The organism is Nostoc sp. (assembly GCF_036917615.1).
Lineage (GTDB): Bacteria > Cyanobacteriota > Cyanobacteriia > Cyanobacteriales > Nostocaceae > Nostoc.
The window spans coordinates 1-19518 of record NZ_JBALCZ010000094.1; the positions used below are offsets into that span (position 1 = coordinate 1).

The following is a 19518-nucleotide window of genomic DNA, read 5'->3' on the forward strand; positions in this document are numbered from 1 at the left end:
CTGCCATTGGAGTGCTGCTATTTGAATGGGGTGTCAAAATTAATATCCGCCAGTTTTTCCAGGTAATGGGCGTTTTATTAGTATTGATTGTCGCTAGGTTGGTAGTTTCAGCCTTAAAACATTTTGACGACGCTGTAGCTAATCTTGCCCTTAGCAGTCGTGCCACAGAAAGCCTTTGTTTTTATTACGAACGCTTTACTAAAGTCCACTCCTGTATTTTAGGGACAATGGTTTCAAATACTTCTACAATCTTGCCTGACGAACAGTTTCCTGGGATTATCCTTAAATCTTTATTTGGTTATACAGAGAATCTCTATCTTGTACAAGCAGTGGGATATGTGACGTTTTTACTCACCATTGGAGGAGTGTATTTCCGCAGCCTTGGAGGTACTTTTCCTGAAGGTAAAAAGAATATCCAGTAAACCAAAAAGTTTTTCTCAAAGAGCGAGATGTGTGTTATCCCTAATCAATAGTAATGAAAGTATCAAGATAAGCTTTTACGCATTTAACAACCAGAAAATAGGACTTAGATATAGAAGTAGCTTAAGCGATCGCTCCGCCAAAAAGATAACGGGAAAAGTCAGGTTACAGGAAGAGTGCCAAAGTTTTGGACGGGGATGACACAACTATACTGTTGTACCAATGCCTGGAGTGCCTGGTAGTCAGGGTGATTGGGTAGAATGGAGGTTGTTGGGGTAGAACTCTTAGGAGTCTGATTGGTTGGAACTGCAACCGTAGCGGACTGATGTAAAACGGCAATTTCTACTGACGGTATTAATAATAACAGTGTTATAATACTGACTCGTTGCCACCTTTTGGACGGAATCAGGTACGTTGTAGCCTCAAGCTCAACTTCAAAAAGCTTGCTGGTATTTATGTTAGCAATCCGCAACGAGAAACTGTACGTTCTACTGCTGAACTTCTTCTTTCTACGTTCAAGGAAATCACCCTGCTATTGATTGAGGTTAAAGACGAAAAAACGAAGTTTATGCCGTGACGCGTTTGCTTCGTATAAAACCAATTTGGGCTTAATTTTTGTCTAAGTTCCATTAATCATTTTCAAATAAATATTGCGCTACAGTCCTTAAAAGCCCAGACTAAAGGTGTATGCAGCATATATCCTTATATATTTTTTGAACACCATAATTTATCGTCGGATTGGCACAGCTATTGCCTCTGTATTAATCTTTAGTTCTGGCTTTTGCCTTCAAAATGCAGTGATTAGAGGCACATTACCAACTCAGAACTATCAAATAGTCAAAAAAATACCTCTGGGTGGAGAAGGAGGATGGGATTACCTGACATTGGATAGTGCTGCCCGTCGCCTATACATTACGCGCTCCACAAGGGTAACAGTATTAAATGTTGACACTGGGTTGGTTGTAGGCGAAATTCCTCATACTGCTGGAGTACATGGTGTTGCCATTGCCCCAGAATTGAGTCGTGGCTTTATTAGTAATGGCAAGGCGGCAACAGCTACCATTTTCGATTTAAAGACACTACAAGTTATAGGACGAGTTAAAACTGGTTCTAACCCAGATGCAATTGTCTATGATCCTATGTCACAGAAAGTCTTCGCTTTTAACGGTAAGAGCAACTCGGCAACTGTTTTTGATGCCAAAACTACCAAAGTCCTGGGGACAGTTGGCTTAGGTGGTAAACCAGAATTTGCGGTTGCTGATGGCTTCGGGCAGATTTACGTGAACTTAGAAGATAAAAGCGAAGTTATAACTTTAAATACTAGTAGTCTCAAAGTTCAGAGGCATTGGGCGCTCAAACCTTGCTCGGAACCAACTGGGATCGCAATAGATAGACAGCATCGGCGGTTGTTCATCGGTTGTGGAAACCAAGTGATGAGTGTGGCGGATGCAAATACAGGAAGTATAAAAGCTACACTTCCAATTGGCAATGGGACGGATGCGATTGCTTATGACCCTGCGACTGGCCTAGCTTTTAGCTCGAACGGCGAAGGTTCACTGACAGTGGTACATGAAGACTCTCCCGATAAATTTAGTATTGTGAATAATGTCGTGACCCAGCGAGGAGCGCGGACAATGGCGTTAGATTTGAAGACGCATAAGCTATATTTGGACACAGCTAAGTTTCAAGCAACGCCTACCTCCATCACAGGGCAGCCGCGATCTCGACCAAGTATTATCCCTGGTACTTTTGTGATCCTGGTTTTAGGAGATTGACTTGACTGTGCTCATGAAGTGAGTGTTTAGTTGCTATTGTTTGCAGCAAAGCTAAAAAAGTAGCTATCGTAACATAACACTCCTGGAATGGCGATCGCTTTCACTATTAGAAATCCGATTACATCAGCAATCAGCCATCTGCAATCTGCCATCAGCCATCTGCAATCTGCAATCTGCCTCTAATTCTTGAACTTTTGAATTAATTCGGTCGGTTCCCTAATTTCAGGAAAAGATTAGCCAACTGGAGTTTAGACTAGTTCCCGGTGCAAAACTAAATTTCCAAAAAATAAAGATACGGATTTAAGATGTTTCCAGGAACTAAAACCAAGGTTTTTAGGCTTTATAGAATAAGCCTTCTGAGTTTCGCACCGGGAACTAGACTAGTCAGGAGTGCGAAACCCAAAAGCCTTACATTGATTGAGATAGGGAAAAATGTACTCAATCGCTTGGCATTTAGGTTTACAGAAATAATATCATATTGGCAAGTTTCATTTTGGGAGCTGAGAGTTAATAGTTCTTCTTTCAGTTTGTACCAACGGGGTTTGTATTCAATCACACCCCCTTTTTCTTCTGAATGTAGCCTTTTTAATCCAAACGCCAATTATTAGGGGTTTGTCAATAGACAGAGTGTCAAACCAAACTCTATTCTGATATAATCTCCACGCACTTACCTTCTTTAGAAATGAAAATCCTGTTAATCGAAGATGACCAACGGATTGCTGACCCTTTGGCTGAGCATTTAATACATCAATATCATGTAGTGGATCTAGCCCCGGATGGGATTACAGGTTTTCAACAGGCGCTGATTGCTCCCTATGACCTGATTTTGCTAGATTTGATGTTACCTCGCCTTGATGGAATTACCCTGTGTAAACGTTTACGTGCAGAGAAATATCAAGCTCTAATTTTGATGTTGACAGCGAAAGATACAACTACAGATAAAATCATTGGACTGGATGCTGGAGCTGATGATTATCTAGTGAAGCCGTTTAAACTACCAGAACTAGCAGCTAGAATTAGAGCCTTGTCGCGCCGAAGTCTAGATATTAAACCCCCGATTTTAAATCATAGAAATTTGCAACTAGATTCAAGCACTTATCAAGTAACTTATGGAAGCAATCGTCTCTCACTAACTCCTAAAGAATATACGATTCTAGAAGTATTTTTAAAAAGTCCCACACGAGTGTTTACTCGCTCCGAACTGCTAGAAAAACTTTGGGAATTTCAGGAGGTACCGGGAGAAGAAACTATTAAAACCCACATAGTCAACTTGCGACGGAAAATTAAAGCAGCAGGCTGTAAATCAGATTTGATCGAAAATGTGTATGGCATAGGTTATCGTCTACAAGTAGCTGATTAAATATCTGGTGAAAAATAAGCGTCTCGTGTTTCAAAAAACCCGCTATCACTTGCTGCTGTCTTATCTAGTTGTTTTCGCTTCACTGCTAGGAATATTTGCGTTGGCAGTCCGAGTAGTGTTTACTCACAGTCTTAGTCAAAAACTTATAGAAAACCTAATGATTTTAGGACAAAGCGCTGCGGCTAATGCTGAACTTCACAATGGTCGTCTACAATTAGAAAATGATTTTCCCATTAAAGAGTTAATTACTTCTCATCAAGGCTTGCAGTGGTACGACCTTCAACATCACTTGGTTGGACAACAAGGAAAATATGTTTTAACTTTGCCCTCTCCTCTCAATCAAACTATGCAATTTCAAAAAATTGGCAAAGTTCGGCTTCAAGGGATTACATTACCTGTGATTGATAATGACGATGGTCGTTTGATTGGCTATGTAAGGGCAAGTCAATCTTTAAAAGAATTTGATAAAACACTGACTGAGTTAGATTGGGATTTAGCCATTGGTGTTGTCATTACTTTAGTGCTGAGTAGCATTAGTGGGGTTTGGTTAACTCGTAAGGCGATGCAACCAATTGAGCAGAGTTTCCAACGACTTAAACAGTTTACAGGGGATGCATCTCATGAACTCCGCACTCCTTTGATGGCAATTACAGCAAATGTGGAAGTAGCACTGGAATATCCAGAAGGAATGCGCTCTATAGATGCCAAAAAGTTTAGGGCGATTGCTAGTGCAACTGACCAAATGAGTCGCTTAACTGAAGATTTGCTGCTTCTAGCTCGAAGTGACCAAATTCAAAGCAGAAAACGAGAGATTGTAAACCTAGAGAAGATTTTACATAACTTAGTTCAGCTTTATCAGCCTCAAGCTGGCGCCAAAGAAATCAATCTAAAAGCCAACCTAACTGAGCCGCTGTATGTGCTAGGTGATTCCGTTCAACTTACAAGAGTTTTTGCCAATTTAATTGAAAATGCCCTTCAATACACAAGAGTAAACGGTGAAGTTGAAATTCAGGCTAACCTGGTTGGTCAGCAGATGTATGCAAGAGTTAAGGATACGGGAATTGGGATAGCACCAGAACATCTCCAGCAAGTCTTTGAGCGATTTTGGCGGGCCGATGAAGCACGGTCTTATCGGTTTGGAGGCTTTGGATTGGGTTTAGCGATCGCTCAAAGTCTTGTCCACAATCATGGGGGTACTCTTACGGTCACAAGTCAAATGGGAGTTGGTAGTTGTTTCACAGTGCGCTTGCTGGCGCATTACCCCTCTTAATTTTGTTTTTATCCAATTAAGCGATGTCAACCAGATTATTGGATCTCCCCAAGTAGCAGCCTGCGAATGGTGGTTTCCAGGCAGTAAGCACAATCTATTTTTGGCAACACAACTATCACCAGCGTAATCGGTAGACCAAACGAAATACAACTGGCACATATATAAGTGTGAAAATAGTAGATAGAGAAAGTCCACCAATAACAGCGATCGCTAAGGGTTTTTGTAATTCTGCGCCTGCACCTAAACCCAAAGCCAAAGGTAGTAAACCCAAAATGGTACAGAGTGTAGTCATCAAAATTGGTCTAAGTCTTACACGACCAGCTTCAACTAAAGCAGATTCAACAGAATGACCCTCTGCACGTAAACGGTTGGTATATTCCAATAAAATAATTCCGTTCTTGACAACCAAACCTACTAGTAGAATAATTCCCATAAAAGATGAAACATTTAGTGGTGTTTTTGTAAACCACAAACCCAGTACCACTCCTAAAAGGGCAAGGGGTATTGTTGTAAAAATCACTAGAGGTTCCAAGAAATCGCGGAATTGTAAAACTAACACCAGATATACTAGTAACACTCCCAAACTCATAACTAGCAGTAATTGTGAAAAAGACTGTTGCTGAGAGGCAATCAATCCTCCCACTGAGAGTATGTAGCCTTGAGGTAGCTTTAACCCGACTAATTTGTTCTTAATATCTCGCACCACCGAACTGAGATCGCGTTTTTCAACGCCAGCAGTGAAGGAAATATAACGCTGCTGATTCTCGCGCAAAATCGCTTCTTCGCCTGTAGTTGGTTTGATTGTGGCTACGGCAGAAAGAGGCAATGTAGTGCCATTCGTGCCAACAATGGGAATTTGATTGAGTTGTTGCGGATCTCGACGCACAGTATCTAAAAGATGGACGCGCACATCCACTAGCCTGTCACCTTGACGAATTTGAGTCGCAATCCTTCCAAACAAAGCATCTTGTACTTGCTGTGCAACTTCAGATTCTGTCAAACCCAACTGTCCAGCTTGAGTAGGGTTAACGTGCAAATCTAACTGCGGTAAAATCACTCCCCCACTGGATGCTAAGTCTACCAAACCAGAAATCTTATTAATGCGAGATTCAACTTGGTCTTTTAAGTTACGTAAAATAGCTGGATTTTCACCAAAGATTCGTACTTCCACGGGACTAGCTGCACCAGATAGATCGTTAAGTTCGTCTTGCAGGATTTGGTGGAAGTCAATCTGTATCTGAGGTAATTTTGTGGAGATATCTTGCCGTTGCTCTTCGATGATCTCAAAGACTTTGCGTTGACGCTGATTCGCTCCTTTTAGGACAACAATAACATCGCCTTTGTTCGGTTGAGTGGCAAACAAACCATTTTCTGCCCCAGTGCGTCGCGTCCAGGTAGATACTTCAGGCGTTTTGGCGATAATTTCTTCTAGTTGATGTGCTAAAAAATCTGTTTGAGTTAACGATGTTCCCGGCGGGGCAAGATAATCAATGATATAGCTACCTTCATCAAAGCTAGGCAAGAAATCTGAACCTATTTGGGTAAATAATACTGCTCCTATTACTAAAAGAAATACAGTGATTCCACTTACCCAATGCACTTTCTTAAACACGAAAAGCAACAGCCGCGTATATGCATTGTCTAGTTTGACTAACAATTTTGATTCGGAGTGATTCGACTTACCCCGTAGCCACTTTGCCCCTAGCAGGGGAGTAAGAGTCAGTGCCAGAATTAAAGAGAAACCAACAGCAGCGGTTAATGTAATGGTAAGACTGGTGAAAAATTCTCCAGCAACACCTGACAATAGTCCCAAAGGCAGAAAAACCGCTACTGTAGTCAGAGTAGAACTAATCACAGGTTCACTTAATTGTGCCATTGCTGCGGCTACTGCTGCGGTTGAGTTCAAGCCACTTTGCAACTGGCGATCAATGTTTTCAATCACTACAATGGCATCGTCAATCACCAAGCCAATCGCTACTGCTAATCCTCCCAAAGACATTAAATTTAGACTTTGACCAACGAAGGATAGCACCCCAAAAGCAGCGAGTGCTGATAGGGGAATCGTAATTGAAGCAATCACCGTACTGCGCCATTCTCGCAGGAAAACGTACAGTACAATGATAATTAGGACAATGCCAATAGCGATTGCATCTCGAACATTAGCGATCGCATCCACAACTAATCCTGATTCATCATAAGCTCTGGTAATTTGCACACCCGGCGGTAAGCTTTTTTCCAGTGAGTTGATTTCCTGCTGTACTGCCTCAGTGACAGCCACAACATTACTATTTGGCTGGCGGAAAATATTTAGTGTCAGTCCTGGTTTTCCCTTAACACTAACAATTTGGGTGCGATCAGCTTCACTCAGAGAAACTTGTGCTACATCTTTTAAAAACACAGGTTTACCAACGCCTTTTGTCGTTACCACAATCCCTGCTAATGCAGATGGATCGATGAGCTGACCATTAGTAACTACTAAATTTTGCTGGTAGTTGCTGTCTAGTTTACCAACTGCCTGATTCTGAGTAGAGCGCTGGATGGTATCAGTAACTTGCGATAGGTTCAAGCTATAACTTTGCAAGCGACCTGGGTCAATTTGCACCTCCACTTCTGGGATATTTCCCCCCTGGAGATTGACACGGGCGACACCTGCAACCCTGGTTAGGCGAGGCAAAATCTGATATTGAGTAATTGTATAAAGGTCTGTTTGCGCCAGAGTATCAGTGGTGAAATTATAGCTGAGTATGGGAAAAATGGCTGGGGTAACTCGCTCGACTGTGAGGTTAACCCCAGATGGCAGGGTACTCCGTATTTCATTAATTTTGGCTTGTAGTTGCTGTAAAGCCTGCTGCATATCGGTTGTAGGTTGAAACTCAATCGAGAGTTCTGCTGAACCACGAGCAGTTGTAGAGCGTACCCTCTCAACTCCATAAACTTGATTAGTAGCTTCTTCTAGAGGACGAGTAACTGTAAGGGCTACTTCTTCTGGGGCAACATTTGCAACTTCAGCGATTGCAGTAATTCGTGGAAAGGATAACTCTGGATAAACTCCACTGGGCAAGTTGTTGTAAGCGAAAATTCCTAAAAAAGCAATCAGCACAAATATTAAGTAAATTGCTTTGGCTTGGGATTGCAGCAGTTTTGTGAAGCGAATCATTGTTTCACCTCCTGTATAGCAGTACCATCTGCTAAACCGTAAGCACCCTTAGCTACAACTCTTTCATTGCCCGCCAAACCTGATACAATCTCGAAGCGATCGCCCTGCTGAATACCTGTTTGTACCTTCTTCCGCTCCAGTTTTCCAGCTTGCACAGTGTAAACCATCCGCCCTGTGGGATTATCTGGGTCTGGTACTAAAGCAGTTTGAGGTACTGTAATTGCCGTTGAACGGATTTCTATGGTAATGGAAACAGTTACGGCTTGGTTTTGTCTGAGCTGTGCCTGAGAATTGTTAACGCTGATTTGAATGCTACGGGTATTGCTTTGGGGATCGACAATCGGGCTAACAGCAGTGACGACACCAGAATAGTTGCCACCTGTAAGACTACGGATGTTGGTGCTTTGTCCGACACGAATATTAGCTTTCTCATCTGCTGGGAAGTTGGCATTGACTATCACTTTTGATAAGTTAACGACCTGAATGATTGGTGTAGCAGGATCTGTGTTATCACCGTTATTCAGAAACCGAGTGGCTACAACTCCAGATAGCGGACTGCGGATATCAGTGAAGGAAAGCTGAGTTTGAGCTTGGTCACGAGAAGCTTTAGTCTGTTTTTCTTGAGCAATTGCAGCCGCAAGAGCTGCTTGAGATATTTCAACCTGAGATTGGGCTGCAATCACATCCTTTTGAGGTACAACTTGTTGCACGGTAGTTTGAGCAGTAACCAAAGCAGCTTGGGCAGTTTCGAGCTGATTTTGGGCGGCGAACAAGTCTTTTTTGGGTGTTATGCCTTTTTTAAAGAGTAGTTTTTGTCGCTGCAAGTTATTTTCGGCGAGAGCAAGATTACTTTGAGCTTGGGTCACACCTGCTCTGGCTCCTTGGATACCAGGATCTGTAGATTTTTGAGTCGGATTAAGTGCTTCGTTATAGAGGCGGCGCGATCGCTCTAAAGTCTTTTGTGCAAGTTCTAAATTAATCTCTGCCTGAGCAATACCAGCTTGGGCTGAATGTAACGCTGCTGTTGCTTGGTTTACCTGATCGAGGCTTTGACGATTATCCAATTGAGCAATTAACTGCCCTTTAGCCACCTTTTGACCTGGTACGACTGTAACAATTACAAGTTTTCCAGCTACAGCCGGGCTGACTTTCGCGCTTGTATTGGGTGGAGCGCTAACTGTACCGCCGATGTTGACTTCCACGGCTATATCTTGGCGTTGCACGTTAACAACAGGCAAGGACACCGCGGCAGCGGCTTCGTCAGTTGGTGGGTCTTTACCTTGGCAGCCAACTAGTAGTAGGAACAGCAAGATAGTAGTAAGGATGTTTGGCGAGGGCAGTACCAAATGCAAATACCCTGCTTTTTTAAGGAGTTTTAGGGGCATTGGTGTTATTAATCGCAGATAGGGGTAGATTGACCGCTTGCTCTAGTGCGCCTAGAGCGGTTTGGTAGGCGAGGATATCAGCGTAGAAATTATCGAATACTGATTGTACGGACTGCTGGTTGAGCAAAACATCACTCAAACCAGTTTGACCGTACTGATAACTTTCGTGAGATAAATTTAGAACCTCTAAGGCTTGCGGTAGTAAAACTGTGCGATCGCGCTCCAGTAAGCGTTGGGCGCTTATAACGTTTTCGTAAGCTGTTGCAACTTCAGAATCAACTTGTGATTCTAAGCCGGTTTTTTGTGCTTGGCTCACAGAAAGATTAGCACGTGCCTGGTTTACTCCACTCCCACCGCTATTGAATAAAGGCAGATCCACCCGCACTCCTAAGATTACTGCTGTTGTTGTCGTTGGAGGTGGCGCACCATCTGTACTCAGACCAGGGTCCCAAACAAATGATGCCGCTAAGGTAACATCTGGAATGCGAGTCGAGCGAGCTAGCTGAATTTGGTTGTTGTTTATTTGTATTTCTTGTTCAGCTAAAGCTAAATCTAACCGTGACGCTTTAGCTAAATTTTTTAGTACCGCTACATCGGGCGGTTTTGCTAAAATTGCCAACCCTTGCTGTGAATCATTTAGAGAAAACTTAAATGCCAATCCATCCGCCAAACTAATTACTGTGTCAGTAGGTTGAGCTAAGAGAGTATTTAGACGAATAGTAGCCTGATGCACGCGGTTAATCGCTGGCTCAACTTTTTGCTGCGCTTGGGCGAATGCAAACTCAGCTTGAACGACATCAACTCGTGCCACATCATCAGCTTGAAAACGTAGTTTGGCAATATTAACAAGTTGCTTATTGATAGAAAGAGATTGTTCTGCATTCTGCTGCGCTCCTTGAGCAATGGCTAACTCTGCATATGCCTGACGCACTTGAGTACGAATTTGCCAACGTAAAGAGTCTAACTGTAGCTGGGCTTGTTGCACTTGGGAGTTGGCTAAAGCCAGACGTGCTCCACGTTTTCCCCCCAGTTCAATCAGTTGTTCAATACCGACGGTATGCTTAGTCTCAGCTTGCCCAAAAGGTATATCTAGTGAGAATCTTGGATTTGGTCTATCTTTGGCGACTGCTACTCCTGCCTGAGCGACATTAATACTTCGCTGTGCAGTTAACAATTGTGGATTATATGCTTCAGCTTTAGTTATTGCCTCGTCAAGGCTAAGGGTTAATACTTTAGCTGTCTGTGCAACAACTGGAGAGGAAATATATGAGCATACTAGCGACTCAATTGTTAGGCATAGAGATACTAATAATACATGCCACACTCGCAGTTATACTCCCCTATTAACAACCATAACTACTAAGATTAAAATTACTATTCAGTTTCTGGTAACAGCAGAATTAAGCAACCTGCTGGATGGACTCTATAACGCTGCGAACTAGTACAATTTTGTACCTATAAGAATGGCCGCAACCGAAATATACCTATCGGAATATCCACATCTAAACCTACAAGTCTGACAGAAACTGGATAGAGCCAACCATTAGAAGTTCCTGAAATTAAGACACGGTTTAAGTCAATGTTAAGTTCGCTTCCAGGAGTAAGCTGTTGGGGGAAAGCAATTGTAATCGTTCTGTCCTTGACTGTAATATTGTCATCAATTTTTTGATTGGACTGGTCAAATATGTCAATGTCATTCCTTACAGTTAGACCTTTGGGTACAGTAATAGTCATCTGGGATAAAGCCTTACTACCTTCAGGAATTTTTAGCCTCAAAGAATGTCTGACAAGTCTGGTCTTTGTTTGGGGAAATTGACCTGCTCCAACAATGTAAGGAAAATTTCTAGATTTTACCTGAGTATACCCAAAGGCAGCAGAACTGAAAGATGCGATTGTGAGAGTCAATGCAACAGCAGAAATTAGCCTTTTCATTTCAACATTCTTTGGAAAGTTAGTGATCAGGTATAACCTAAACCAAAAAAGTCAAGAACTAGGAAAGATGACATAATATTGGCAAATTTGCATTTGACAGTTCGACTCAAGTAGATTAATACCAATTTGGAAAAAGAATACGACACATGGTAAATGTTATAGAGAGGTAGTATTTAAGGTAGGATGAGTGATGGTAGGGGTACACATATCGATATCCAAGAAAGTGTCGAAAAACTTGAAGCATTAGTACCTCAACAGAATAAGCCCAAAAATTGTGTTTCCAACCCCGATTTTTGGCAAAATTTTAAGTACTATTACTGATTGATAATTTGTATATAACCTTAACCTTTTACGAATAATCTAGCAGTCCTAAATCATCTATGAAAGTTCATAAACCCATTTTTTTTGAGAAACTGGGTTTATATGGCTTACAATTCTCACAAATAATAAAAACGTATCAGGGGACTAACTCCTCTGCTCAATTAAAAGAGAGATATCAGTGAAAAAAACCCTGTTTATCAATCCTCCTTCCTTTGATGGGTTTGACGGTGGCGCTGGTTCACGATATCAAGCCAAGCGTGAAATTACATCTTTTTGGTATCCCACATGGCTAGCGCAACCCGCAGCCCTTGTACCAGGTAGCAAGCTAGTAGATGCGCCTCCACATGGTCAGACTATAGAGGATGTGCTGGAAATTGCTAAAGATTATGAATTGATGATCATACACACCAGCACGCCTTCATTGGCTAATGATGTCAAGTATGCTGAGGCTATCAAAGCCCAAAATCCAGATGTCCAAATTGGCTTCGTTGGTGCCCATGTAGCAGTGTTACCAGAGGAGACTCTGCGCGACCATTCAGTTATTGACTTTGTATGTCGTAACGAATTTGACTATGCCTGTAAAGAACTAGCGTCAGGCAAACCTTACGAAGAAATTAAAGGTATTAGCTACCGTGACCATAATTTTAATGTGCGCCACAACGAAGAACGCCCATTGATTCACGATTGGGATGCTATGCCTAGCGTATTGCCAGTTTATGCCCGTGACCTAAATATTAAAAAATATTTCATTGGCTACCTACTGCACCCCTACATTTCCTTTTACACTGGGCGCGGTTGTCCAGCAAAATGCACTTTTTGCCTTTGGCCACAAACCATTGGTGGGCATCTCTACCGCCATAAAAGCCCGGAAGCTGTGGGACGCGAAATGGAACAGGCCAAAGCTATCTTTGGCGACACAGTGCGGGAATATATGTTCGATGATGATACTTTTACCATCGATAAGCATCGAGCGATCGCTATTAGTGAACATATGAAGCGACTCAAATTAACTTGGAGTTGCAATGCCCGTGCCAACTTAGACTATGACACCTTGAAAACACTGCGTGACAACGGTCTGCGCTTGCTGCTAGTCGGTTTTGAATCTGGTAATCAAGATACTCTCAATCGGATTAAAAAAGGCATCAAGCTAGAAGTAGCGCGGGAATTTATGAAAAACTGCCATCAACTCGGCATCACTGTACATGGTACTTTCATCATTGGTTTGCCAATTGAAACTCCAGAAACTGTAGAAGAAACTATCCGCTTTGCCTGCGAACTCAGTCCCCATACAATTCAAGTTTCTATCGCTGCCCCCTATGCTGGTACAGAACTTTATGAACAAGCCAAGGAAAATGGCTGGTTTAGTAACCAAGCTTTAGTGGCTAACTCTGGCATTCAAACCTCAACCCTGCAATATCCTACTCTTTCTAGTGCGGAAATTGAAGATGCTGTTGAGCGGATGTACCGGAAATTCTACTTCCGTCCCAAAGCGATTTTGCCAATTGTGCGCGAAATGCTTACCGACAGAAAAATGATGATACGTCGTTTGCGTGAGGGTGGTGAATTCTTCTCTTACCTCAAAGAACGCCGCACTCAATCTATAGCCAACGCCAAAGCTAATCAGACTGCTGTTATTTAAAAAATCAAAGGTCAAGAGTAATACTAATTTCAGACAAGAACGTCACAAATGGGTAGGTAGAGGAGAACGAAGTAAAATCAAATACACACAATAGTTTGAGGGTTGAGTTCTCCTTGGAGAACGCTAAAGGCGAACGGACTTAAACCCAACCTATATGTGTAATAAGCATTTTTTTAGTGGTATAAAAAGCTAAAAGCAATAATTCTTTACTTTTTACGTTCCTAATGCCCAATGCCCAATACTTCGACGCCGCTCAGTACAAGTGCCCAACGCCGTCGTTTTGCCATTATTAATGGTGACGATTTCGGCTTTTCTAGGGGTGTAAATCAAGCAATTATCCAAGCTCATGAGCAAGGTGTGCTGACTAGCACCAGCCTGATGGTAACAGGAGATGCCGCCGAAGAGGCGATCGCCTTAGCCCGCAATCACCCCAATTTGGCTATCGGGTTACACTTAGTTTTAGTATGTGGGCGGTCTGTTTTGCCACCTGACCAGATTCCCCATTTGGTAGACTCAAAGGGCAACTTCCCAGACAGCGCCCTGCAAGCTGGGTTGCGCTACCAATTCCAGAGCGCCGCTTATGAAGAACTACGGCAGGAAATCCGCGCCCAGCTAGAAAAATTTCGCGATTCTGGGCTGCCCCTTTCTCATCTTGACGGGCATTTACATTTACACGCCCATCCTGTGATATTACGTATCTTAGTTGAGTTGGCGTAGGAGTTTGATATCCGCTTCATCCGTTTACCATCTGAGGAACTGGGAATGAACCTGAAGCTTGACAGTCGGGAGTTAGTAACTAAGCTAGTTTGGGCAGGGGTTTTTGGTAGACTGCGGCGTTACGGCGAGGATTTGCTGATATCTCATGGTATCAAGTTTGCTGATAAAGTCTATGGTTTACTACAAACTGGCAACATGACTGAGGAATATTTACTCGGTTTGATACCCCAGATTCAGGCAGATTTTGTGGAGATTTATTCCCATCCTGCGGTATTTAACTCTGGGGATGTAGAACTTGCGGCGTTGTTGAGTGAGCAAGTGCGTCAGGTTTTGAATCTGAACGGTTTTGAGTTGACTAATTATCACCATCGTAATATAGATTCCCCCAAACCCCTCTAATAGGTTGCCAAGATCCGCAGATTAATGCCGAACTAATTTCCCCTCTTTTGTCAATTTTAATCGTTGTCCTCGCCACTCAATTGTACTGCCAAGGAAGCCATAACACCAAATACCAAAGTGAATTAAATCACCTAAAGGAACGACCCACAAAAACTTTTTGGCAATTGGGTCATTGAGAATATTTACCCCAACTGCCCAGCCCATTAGTAACCGCATCACCCAAGTGATAATTAGCACCATCCACCCTACTATTGACCCTTTCATAGCCATCAATAAAAGTAGGCTAGCAACTGTACCGTAAGTAAAAAGCAATCCCAGGTAACCCCAAGGACGAGAAACGCGGATACAACGTGCCCAACGGATCTGGCGTCTAATAGCATCAATTAGAGTACTCGTAGCCAATACATGGTCAACTACATAGTTAGATAACACAACCTTGTATCCTTTCTGGGCTGGTAGGTAGCCAAGTTTGAAGTCATCCGCCAAATAATCGGCAATTGCCTCAAATCCGCCAATCACTTTTAGTACTTGTTTAGGGATAACAATTGTAGAACCACAGGCAAATTTTGTACCTTCTAATTGATTACTGACTAAAATACCTGCATGAAAATCTGTAGAAGTTAAAATCGCCTCTAAAGTTGCTACCCATCCTTTTGCTAAGGAACGATACATACAAGTGACAACACCAACTTTTTGATCTTTGAGTGGTTGGATGACTCGTTGCAAATAGTCTTTCCCAACTCGAATGTCACTATCAGCTATGATCAAGATTTCATGTTTAGCAGCGACGACAGCATTTGCTAGATTACTCACTTTCAAGTTGGTACCTATGATCTGAGCGTTCACTACCAAATGAATATCGACATCTGGGAATTGCTGAATGATTTTTTCGACAACTTCTATAGCAGGGTCTTCGTAAGCGCATACACCGAAGATCATCTGGTACTCTGGATAATCTTGTTGACAAAATGAGGAAAAGTTTTCGTAAGCATAGCTATCTAGCCCACAAATTGGTTTAAGGATGGTAACAGGCGGATGGAACTGAGGATCAATGGGATGAGGGTGAATCCAAAAAGTTATCGCTGCATAAATTCCATAACCATAAAACAAGACAGATGATATACAGAGGATTACCAACAGAACATCAATGATTCTCATCTGAAGAATTAGCTTAAATATTACTAGTGGTTCATGCAACTGAAGCTGATGATTGTGTAACTATTTCAGGTAGCTAAACTGTTTTATCAAATTAAACAATGTTAATCAGATTATTGGTTCAAAATTCAAGTTATAAGCAGAAAATTTTCTCATTTCCGATTCTGTCGAATCTAACTGTCCGGCTTGAGTGGGATTCATATACAGATCCAATTCTATTTAATTTCCTACCAAAAATAGTATCAATGCGTAAGTCCTAAGGAAAACTATGAGATTTTATCTGGGTGTACCAACAAGCAGCAGAACTAGAGGATGTAATTGTTCGAGTCAACACAGCCCCATAAATTAATCTTTTCATCTCTAGATTTTTTTGAGAATTAGTCAGTAAGTTTAACCTAGACCAAAAAAGTAAAGAACTAGGAAAGATGGTACAATGATGGCAAATTTGCTTTTGACCCTACATTTGTCGGATAACAAATTAGTAAGTGTTTGGGTATTTACAACCCAGTCGCAGAGGCAGTTTCAAAATTTACTTTGGTTTATTAAAAGACTTTTAGTCGCAATAAGGTAAGAAAACATAAGCTTTACGTGATTTTTCTTGAGATTATAAATTTGTAGCTAATCTCCGTAAATCCTCATCAGTAAACGATTCCAGAAATTTTAGTATGACCTGAATCCTTACGATAAAATTTCCAGTCTTAGTTAAGAGTTTAAATGATTAAAACTAAAGTACCTATAACTACTAACCCAGTTCCTAAAATCATCTTCCAGTTTAATGGTTCTCTCAGAAAAATAGCTGAAAACAATAAAACTAATATCAAGCTTGATTTATCAATTGGTGCGACAAGTGAGGCTTTTCCTGCTTGTAAAGCTTGGAAGTAAAAAATCCATGATAACCCCGTCGATACTCCAGATAATAATAAGAAAATCATCGTTCCTTGGGGAATGAATAAAATATTAACTACATTTCCCTCAAAAAATACAATTCCCCAAGCAACTACTAAGATCACAACAGATCTGATTGCTGTTGCTAGATTAGAGTTCACATTTTCTACCCCGATTTTGGCAAAGATAGTTGTCAATGCTGCAAAAACAGCCGAAAGTAATGCATATATCCACCACGTTCTCGTATTGCTCTCCATCTTGCCTCCTGATTCACTAGTCAAAATTAGCAGTGTTATTTAGGCTCATGTCAGATTAAATTACTCACTGCAAACTGCGATACTTTTTTAAGAGAGATTGCCAGCCTGAATTTCCGGCAAAGGTAATGAAGCAGGCTCCCGGTTTCTATCGAGTGCAATGAGGCGCTTTCGAGGTGACGGCGTTATCGTATGGCACAGCGCTTCGTCATCTCAATGAGATCCTCAGCGATTTTGGCACAGTTCGCGACGAGCTAACTGCCAACCACGGGGTGGAGCCAGTGGAGTTGTCCATCAATGCTTACCTCTTAGAGGTTGTTTGAAAAGTGTCAGCTTGAGCCTTAAATGCAACTAAGAGAAGCGACCGCAAGTCCCAGAACCCTGATTATCTCGTTCAACTTCTCGATAGCCAGAGTAGTCAAACATACGTTGGATGACTTTTCAAACATCCTCTTAGAGGTGTTGCCAACCATTCGATATTCTTGGTGTTGGTTGAACGCGTGAATCAAGAAGGTTCAGCAAGACTTTTCAAACCTTTGTGGTTATCCTGGGTAGGGGAAGAAATACCGTCATTATTTGAAATCTGGCAACTTTACCTCCGGCATTTTGCGATTGACTACTAGTATATATTTAAAACCTCTATAATTTTTAGAGACTTCAATTAGTCATTTAAATATAATTAAAAAGCTAAAAAGCTAAACAGCTAAAAAGAAATAATTTAACTTACTAAATCTTCGTTTTCACTACATATTTACCATTGCCCTTATTTTTTCACGAATAAATTGGTCATAGGTTTAACCCCTTGAGTTGTGTCATTAGCATGGTTTAAGTATTCATAGATGCCAAAAGCATCCTCAGTAGTTCGTAACAAGGAATAATGATTATAGGGTGTGTGATCCACGACACCTCGTGGTCCGTGGTTGGTAATGACAATCGTCGCAATGTGACCGCCGCCAAAGTTAGCATGACTATTTGGGTCAAAACCACAGCAACCTTGAATTTTGGTTTTAATAAAGGGATTATTATCTTCATCCCAAGTAATAATAATTGCATTATTGCCAGATTTAGCCCAGAACTTAGAAGTGGTGATTTGATTAACAACTTTACCAATGATTGAATCCCCAGTTTTAATCAGTTTTTGCAATTCAGGACACTCTTTTAAACCATGCATCTCATGGCATTGGTTAAAGATGATGTGGCTGTAATTGGGAAGTTTGCCACTGTTAAGGTCAGTGGAAAGTTGATCAATTCCAACTATTTTACTGGGCAAATTTGGGTCATTTTGCACTTTTTTGAAGTTCATAAAACCATTATGCTTGACTGCATATAACGTGCGGTTGAGGCTAGGAGCTACAACTGTCTTAGAGCCTGGGGAAGGAATATCTTCAAAATAACCTTTCCAAGTCAGTCCTTTTTTTTGCAATTGATCCATGAAACTTTTAGACGTAATAGTATGGTTGGCATAGTCAGTTTGACGAGAACTGTGACAGAATTGCTTATTAATACCAGCGAAGCAATAGAAAGCATCATCATCATGAATACCAAAAGTACTGCCACTTAAAATTGCAACGTAGTTAGCTTCGCTGGGATGCACTTCGCCATAGAAGTTACTAGCCAAACCATAGGTTTTTGCCAGTTGATTAATGATGGGTGCATTCGGATTGCCAATAATTTGGTCGTAGGATTTATTTTCTTCAATGATGACAAAGATATGATCATATTTAGGAATGGCTTTGTCATCTGGTGTCGGTGTCGAAACTGCTGCTGTATTTTCAGCCAGAATAGGTGATGGATTAGTCGCTAGCTTGCCAAATTGTTGTGAGTTAGATAGGCAAGCATTGAGTATAACGCTCAAATTAAATAAGAAAATATTATAAATAATTGTTTTTAGTCTAGGGCGTAATGACATAAATACTGAGCATAAATCTTAAGTATATGTCATCTTGCCTGTCGGTTCAATAAATTGAGAATGGTTAAAAAGCGGTTTTTAGAAAGGCTGTAATTTTGGAAAAGTGAGACGACTGTATGAGCGACTGATAACTTATTAAATAGATTTCTCCGTAATTATCTTATATTTTTAACTAATAATTTAGCATAACAAGTACTGAAGAACCTAAACTTTTACTTGAAGGGGTATCATGGGCCGCGATCGCTCGCGTTAGTAGAACACAATTCAGTATTCATAATTCGTTCATCACGGAAGATGCTAGCTTACAGGTTTTAAAAGTAAAATATGGTGAGCCTCTATCACAAATATTTCAAAGCGCTAGTGACCTAAAACGTGGTTACGAATTATTTTCTAACACCAAAACAAGTTTTGAGGAATTGACCCAACCATCTTTTAAACAGACTTCTCTAGAAATTTATGGCATACCAATAGTATTAGCTGTAGGTGATACAACTTATCTTGATTACAAAAAAATCTTAGAAAAAAGAGATGATTATGGGTCTACAGGTAATGGTGGGAACGGACTAATTTTACATACTTCTTTAGCACTAGACCCAGATTTTGGTCAGGCAATTTTAACATTTACGCGCTCTTTGCAACAGAGATTAATCTGCCAGATGGATCTGAGCCAATTACGTGGATGCTACTGACAAGCGAGTTAGTAACAACACAGACAGAAGCATCTCAAATTCTTCGATGCTATACGTATCGCTGGCGGATAGAAGAGTATCACAAAATACTAAAATCTGGCTGTAAAGCGGAAAGTTACCGCTTGGCAGGGGAGAGTATGTCAACAATGTTAGGTTTTTTAACAGTGATTGCGGCACAATTACTGCGAATGACTTATCTACATCGGAATTCACCCCACAGTTTGGCAGAATTAGTGTAAACAAAAACACAA

15 protein-coding genes and 2 pseudogenes are annotated in these 19518 nt (G+C 41.3%); 9 read left to right on the top strand and 8 right to left on the bottom strand.

Annotation, left to right across the window (positions count from 1 at the left end; translation table 11 throughout):
• A partial coding sequence (locus V7K85_RS35985) for an FTR1 family protein (protein WP_334821464.1) occupies positions 1-422 on the top strand: 422 nt, incomplete at its 5' end.
• Positions 423-1133: 711 nt separating this feature from the next.
• Positions 1134-2195: a YncE family protein gene (locus V7K85_RS35990; RefSeq protein WP_334821466.1), complete on the top strand. Its 1062-nt coding sequence runs from the start codon at positions 1134-1136 to the stop codon at positions 2193-2195.
• A 26-nt stretch (positions 2196-2221) separates the two neighbouring features.
• Here the strand turns inward: V7K85_RS35990 and V7K85_RS35995 are convergent, their stop codons facing one another.
• Entirely contained in the window at positions 2222-2347 is a 126-nt protein-coding gene (locus tag V7K85_RS35995) for a hypothetical protein (RefSeq protein ID WP_334821468.1), read from the bottom strand.
• 530 nt (positions 2348-2877) lie between these two features.
• On the opposite strand from V7K85_RS35995, the gene V7K85_RS36000 reads away from it, so the two are divergent.
• A complete protein-coding gene (locus tag V7K85_RS36000; RefSeq protein WP_334821470.1) occupies positions 2878-3555 on the top strand; it encodes a response regulator transcription factor in 678 nt (225 codons plus the stop codon).
• Between the two features lie 7 nt (positions 3556-3562).
• Positions 3563-4825: a sensor histidine kinase gene (locus tag V7K85_RS36005; protein WP_334821472.1), complete on the top strand. Its 1263-nt coding sequence runs from the start codon at positions 3563-3565 to the stop codon at positions 4823-4825.
• 115 nt (positions 4826-4940) lie between these two features.
• Here V7K85_RS36005 and V7K85_RS36010 read toward each other — a convergent pair whose 3' ends face one another.
• The 4 genes from V7K85_RS36010 to V7K85_RS36025 all read right to left on the bottom strand — a co-directional run bounded on the left by V7K85_RS36010 (position 4941) and on the right by V7K85_RS36025 (position 11299).
• The gene (locus V7K85_RS36010; RefSeq protein ID WP_334821474.1) at positions 4941-7982 is read right to left on the bottom strand and encodes an efflux RND transporter permease subunit; all 3042 of its coding nucleotides are present in this window, start codon (positions 7980-7982) and stop codon (positions 4941-4943) included.
• Positions 7979-9367, bottom strand: coding sequence for an efflux RND transporter periplasmic adaptor subunit (locus V7K85_RS36015; protein ID WP_334821476.1), 1389 nt, complete (start codon positions 9365-9367; stop codon positions 7979-7981). The genes V7K85_RS36010 and V7K85_RS36015 overlap by 4 nt, the downstream gene beginning before the upstream one ends.
• Positions 9348-10691: a TolC family protein gene (locus V7K85_RS36020; RefSeq protein ID WP_334821478.1), complete on the bottom strand. Its 1344-nt coding sequence runs from the start codon at positions 10689-10691 to the stop codon at positions 9348-9350. Before V7K85_RS36020 ends, V7K85_RS36015 begins: the two co-directional genes overlap by 20 nt.
• 131 nt (positions 10692-10822) lie before the next feature.
• Complete coding sequence (locus V7K85_RS36025) at positions 10823-11299, bottom strand: hypothetical protein (RefSeq protein WP_334821479.1); 477 nt, start codon at positions 11297-11299, stop codon at positions 10823-10825.
• A 499-nt stretch (positions 11300-11798) separates the two neighbouring features.
• On the opposite strand from V7K85_RS36025, the gene hpnJ reads away from it, so the two are divergent.
• Entirely contained in the window at positions 11799-13259 is a 1461-nt protein-coding gene (hpnJ, locus tag V7K85_RS36030; RefSeq protein ID WP_334821481.1) for a hopanoid biosynthesis associated radical SAM protein HpnJ, read from the top strand.
• Between the two features lie 231 nt (positions 13260-13490).
• A pseudogene (gene hpnK, locus V7K85_RS36035) lies at positions 13491-14375 on the top strand (hopanoid biosynthesis-associated protein HpnK).
• Between the two features lie 21 nt (positions 14376-14396).
• Here hpnK and hpnI read toward each other — a convergent pair.
• Together hpnI and V7K85_RS36045 are read right to left on the bottom strand one after the other, a co-directional pair.
• Complete coding sequence (hpnI, locus tag V7K85_RS36040) at positions 14397-15533, bottom strand: bacteriohopanetetrol glucosamine biosynthesis glycosyltransferase HpnI (RefSeq protein WP_334821483.1); 1137 nt, start codon at positions 15531-15533, stop codon at positions 14397-14399.
• Between the two features lie 707 nt (positions 15534-16240).
• On the bottom strand, positions 16241-16672 hold the full coding sequence (locus V7K85_RS36045; RefSeq protein WP_334821485.1) for an EamA family transporter: 432 nt from the start codon (positions 16670-16672) through the stop codon (positions 16241-16243).
• 173 nt (positions 16673-16845) lie between these two features.
• Between V7K85_RS36045 and V7K85_RS36050 the strand changes: the two genes are divergently transcribed.
• Positions 16846-16992 carry a hypothetical protein gene (locus tag V7K85_RS36050; RefSeq protein ID WP_334821487.1) on the top strand — a complete coding sequence of 49 codons (147 nt, stop codon included), beginning with the start codon at positions 16846-16848 and terminating at the stop codon, positions 16990-16992.
• A gap of 440 nt (positions 16993-17432) precedes the next feature.
• On the opposite strand, the gene V7K85_RS36055 is transcribed toward V7K85_RS36050, so the two are convergent.
• Positions 17433-18524, bottom strand: coding sequence for an alkaline phosphatase family protein (locus tag V7K85_RS36055; RefSeq protein ID WP_334821489.1), 1092 nt, complete (start codon positions 18522-18524; stop codon positions 17433-17435).
• A 338-nt stretch (positions 18525-18862) separates the two neighbouring features.
• Between V7K85_RS36055 and V7K85_RS36060 the strand changes: the two genes are divergently transcribed.
• Together V7K85_RS36060 and V7K85_RS36065 are read left to right on the top strand one after the other, a co-directional pair.
• A complete protein-coding gene (locus V7K85_RS36060) occupies positions 18863-19267 on the top strand; it encodes an IS4/Tn5 family transposase DNA-binding protein (RefSeq protein ID WP_442940650.1) in 405 nt (134 codons plus the stop codon).
• Positions 19198-19497, top strand: a pseudogene (locus V7K85_RS36065) (transposase); the annotation flags it as partial. The gene V7K85_RS36060 and the pseudogene V7K85_RS36065, both read left to right, overlap by 70 nt.
• Positions 19498-19518 lie beyond the last annotated feature (21 nt).

Coding starts and splice junctions, on each gene's coding strand:
- V7K85_RS35995 (WP_334821468.1), bottom strand. CDS start 2,347: ATGGCAGATTGCAGATGGCTGATTGCTGATGTAATCGGATTTCTAATA.
- V7K85_RS36000 (WP_334821470.1), top strand. CDS start 2,878: ATGAAAATCCTGTTAATCGAAGATGACCAACGGATTGCTGACCCTTTG.
- V7K85_RS36010 (WP_334821474.1), bottom strand. CDS start 7,982: ATGATTCGCTTCACAAAACTGCTGCAATCCCAAGCCAAAGCAATTTAC.
- V7K85_RS36015 (WP_334821476.1), bottom strand. CDS start 9,367: ATGCCCCTAAAACTCCTTAAAAAAGCAGGGTATTTGCATTTGGTACTG.
- V7K85_RS36025 (WP_334821479.1), bottom strand. CDS start 11,299: ATGAAAAGGCTAATTTCTGCTGTTGCATTGACTCTCACAATCGCATCT.
- hpnI (WP_334821483.1), bottom strand. CDS start 15,533: ATGAGAATCATTGATGTTCTGTTGGTAATCCTCTGTATATCATCTGTC.
- V7K85_RS36045 (WP_334821485.1), bottom strand. CDS start 16,672: ATGGAGAGCAATACGAGAACGTGGTGGATATATGCATTACTTTCGGCT.